At 68.4% G+C, this 3,653-nt stretch carries 3 protein-coding genes; 2 read left to right on the forward strand and 1 reads right to left on the reverse strand.

Going from position 1 to position 3,653, the window contains the following annotated elements; translation table 11 throughout:
* Positions 1-86: 86 nt before the first annotated feature.
* Together QZZ29_RS10890 and QZZ29_RS10895 are read left to right on the forward strand one after the other, a co-directional pair.
* On the forward strand, positions 87-1,160 hold the full coding sequence (locus QZZ29_RS10890) for a peptidoglycan bridge formation glycyltransferase FemA/FemB family protein (protein WP_291383222.1): 1,074 nt from the start codon (positions 87-89) through the stop codon (positions 1,158-1,160).
* Positions 1,157-2,389, forward strand: coding sequence for a hypothetical protein (locus QZZ29_RS10895; RefSeq protein ID WP_291383223.1), 1,233 nt, complete (start codon positions 1,157-1,159; stop codon positions 2,387-2,389). The genes QZZ29_RS10890 and QZZ29_RS10895 overlap by 4 nt, the downstream gene beginning before the upstream one ends.
* Here the strand turns inward: QZZ29_RS10895 and QZZ29_RS10900 are convergent.
* A partial coding sequence (locus QZZ29_RS10900) for a DegT/DnrJ/EryC1/StrS family aminotransferase (protein WP_291383224.1) occupies positions 2,358-3,653 on the reverse strand: 1,296 nt, incomplete at its 5' end. The two genes, QZZ29_RS10895 and QZZ29_RS10900, sit on opposite strands and share 32 nt — an antisense overlap.

Genomic DNA, 3,653 nt, shown 5'->3' on the forward strand with positions numbered 1-3,653 from the left:
CAGGTGAGGCACGCACCCAACTTTCGCGAGCATCTTGACATGAGGCACTACGGACCCCGATGTGACTCGACAAGTAGGCTCAACGCGTGACATCTTCCCTCACGGCGCTCCGGTTGGAACCCATCGCCGGCGACGCCTTCGAGACCATGGTTCACGACGCCGGCCACACCGTCCCCGTCGAACAGGCTCCCGTGTGGGACGCCTTCGACGCGGCGATCGCAGGGCGTTCGCCGTGGGGTCGGCTCGCGGCGTATGACGCGCACGACCGCCCCGTCGCCGTCGTGGCGCTTTCCGAGTATCCCGGCAGGGGCTTCAGTTATCTGTGGGCGAAGCACGGTCCCATCTGGCTCGAGACCCCCACAGCCGACGCGGAACGGGCGCTTCGCGTGGCCCTGCGGGCGTACATCGCGAAGCAGGCCCCGCGGATCGCGTTCGTGCGTCTCCACATGCATCACGACGCCGCCGACGTGCGCCCGCTGCTTCAGTCGGTCACGTACGACGAGACGGTCGAGGTCGATCTGACGCCGGCGGAGGACGAGATCATGCTCGCCATGGGCAAGACGGGGCGCAAGAAGCTGCGCCGCACGCTCCGCGACGAGGGCTTCGCGCTCAGCGAGGAAAGCGACATCTCCCGCGAGGGCTTCGAGGAGCTCTACGGCATCTACCGCGAGACCGCGGAGCGCGACGGCTTCGGCATCTACCCCGCCGACGTCTACTTCTCCATGCTCACGACGCTGGGGGACGCGGCGCGACTGTTCGTGGCACGACGAGTCGACGCTGCAGGCACCGACGCTGCAGGGACGGACGGGAAGGGCGCCCCAGGTCGGGCGGTGTCGTGGGTGCTGTCCACGTTCTATGACGGAGTGGGCCAGGACTACTACGGCGGGTCCAACCTTGAGGGCTTCGAGACCAACGCGGCCCTGCGTCTCAAGTGGCACATCCTGATCTCGCTCAAGGCGGAGGGCGGCACCCGCTACGACATGATGGGCGTGGGTTCCGCTAAGGCGCCGCAGTTGATGGGAGTGCGCCAGTTCAAACTCCAATTCGCCGACCAGACCACGCCGGTGGATCCGGCGTGGGACGTGCCGGTCAAACCCTTGACATACCGCATCCTGACGTGGGCGCTCGCGGCAAAGAGACTGGTCCAGGGGCGCCGATGACCTACGGAAACGACGACTTCGTTCCCGTCCTGCTGGGCACCGGCGTGGGCGCCTACAACATTGCGCGCAGCCTCCACGAGGCCTTCGGCGTGCGCAGTCTGGCACTCGGCAGGGTCGCCCTGCGGGAGACCTCCCATTCGCGCATCGTGGACGTGCGAGCGTCGCGGGAGTTCGACCACCCCGAGGCGGTGGTCAGCCACCTGCTCGCGCTCGCGGACGAGTTCCCCGGACGCACCCTGCTGCTCATCGGGACGGTCGAGTACTACGTCAACGTGCTGATCGACCATCGCGAGCAACTGGGCGAGCGCTTCGTGATCCCGCTCGTGGATCGCGCGCTCGCGGACCGACTCATCAACAAGACCGACTTCTACGCGACGTGCGACGCGCTCGGCGTGCCCCACCCGCGCAGCGTCGTCCTCGCGCCGCATGCACACGGAGACGCGAGTGTCGGCACGGATCTGCCGTTCGCCTACCCCGTGATCCTCAAGCCGTCCAACACCGACGTCTACCCGCGTCTCAGCTTCGAGGGCAAGGAGAAGGTGTATCTGCTGAACGACGCCGCCGCGGTCCGCGAGGTCGCCGAGCGAATCTTCGCGGCCGGGTACGACGACGACCTCATCGTCCAGGAGTACATCGAGGGCGACGAGTCCGTGATGCGCGTGGCCAACACGTACTCCGACAGGAACGGCCGGCTCACGTTTGTCTCCGTGGGCCAGGTGGTGCTCGCGGACCACGACCCGACCATGGTGGGCAACAACAACGCCATCCTCGCGGTGGACGATCCGGACCTGGCCACCTCTCTTGGCACGCTGCTCAACGCGGTGGGGTATACCGGAAGCGCCAACTTCGATGTGATGCACGACCGCCGCGACGGCGTCAGCAAGGTGCTCGAGCTCAACCTGCGCCAAGGGGCGACGTCGTATTACGCGATGGCTGCGGGCGGCAACATCCCCGAACGGATCGTCCGCGACTGGATCTACGGAACGCCCCTGACGTACGCGGCGACCACGCAGGAACGCCTGTGGCTCAACCTGCCCTACCCGCTCGCGGTCATCTACGCGCCCCGCGGCCTGCGGTCCCGGGTGCGTGCGGCGGGACGCAAGGGCGCCAAGCACACCCTGTGGTATCGACCCGACATGAGCCTGAGGCGGCTGGTGAACGTGGTGCGCGTGGACCTGCGCTACTCGCTCAGCACCATCAAGCACGCCCACCGCGGCATGAATCGATGACCTCGAGGGTCTCCTGCGCGATTCCACGCGCGCGGTCGGCGGAGACGTTGGTCGGCAGGTTGACGATGCGGGCGACGATGTCCTCCGTCACGGCCGCGGCGCTGTCACCAGGGGCGTAGCCATAGACCGCGGGGTCCGCCACCCCGGGGAACAGCGCCGGGCGATACCAACTTCCGGCGACGATGCCGCGGCCACGCAGAGCGGCGATCACGGCGTCGGCGTCTACGTCGGCGGGAGCCAAGAAGGGAAATCGCACCAGGGGTTGACCGGTGCACACCCCGACGGGCAGAGCAAGTTCCGCGCCAAGCGTCCCCACGTACGCCTGGACGGCGGCGACGCGGTGGCGCTCGATGTCAAGAATGTGCTCCAACTGGGTCGCGACGCTCTTCATCACCCATCGGCTCGGTGAGGCCGGGCCGTGTGCAAGCCCGCCGGCGGTCTCCTCCGGCGCCACAGCGGGAGCGAAGAGGCCCGCCCTGATGAGCATCGTCCGCAACGGTGAACGCACCGCCCCTGGAAGCCGGTTCACGAGCGCCAGCTGGTACCGGTACGTACGCGCGGCGAAGCGCAGGCGGACGCTCGGCGCCGTGAGGCCGGCCAGGCCTTCGACGATCGCCGCGCGAAGTTCAGGGTCACCAAGCTCGGGGCTGACCCACACCGCGCCGCCGAACTTGGTGGGGAGCATCTTCTCCACGCCAAAGGAGTGGAACGAGACGTCGGCCAGGGGCGTGCCGTCTTCCCCGTGCGCCATCCGGCCCACGCAGTGGGCGCTGTCCTCGCACACCAGCGCACCGACGTCGCGGGCGGCGCGCGCGACGCGTCGGGAAGTGTCGTCGTCAACGATGCCGAAGGTGTGCTGGATCACGACCGCGCCGGCACCCTCATCAAGCGCGAGTCGCTGCGGATCGATCGACAACGTGTCGGGCGAGACCTCGGCGTACCCGGGACTCAATCCCGCGACGAGGATCGGATCCACGGCCGTGGCGCAGGTGAGCAGTTGCGTCACCACCGACCGCCCGGGCCTGTGCGCCGCGAGCGCCGCGAATGTCTGCAGCATGCCGTAGCGGGCCTGGAACACGAGGAACCAGTCCTCCGCTCGGGTTCCGGTGAGCTCCGCAAGCCGACGCGTCACCTGGCCTTCGTGGCGAGCCATGGCTACGGCGCCAGCACCCCGACCGGTGGAACCGGCGGCGTGGGCTTCTGCGTCGGCACGGGCGTGAACTTCAGGTCGCGCTTCGGGGTCGGCGACGGCGTGGGGGTGGGG

Origin of the sequence: Demequina sp. (assembly GCF_016278765.1) — a bacterium.
Taxonomy (GTDB): Bacteria; Actinomycetota; Actinomycetes; order Actinomycetales; family Demequinaceae; genus Demequina.

Excerpts from the sequence above, each read along its gene's own strand:
- QZZ29_RS10895 (WP_291383223.1), top strand. The coding sequence starts at position 1,157 with ATGACCTACGGAAACGACGACTTCGTTCCCGTCCTGCTGGGCACCGGC.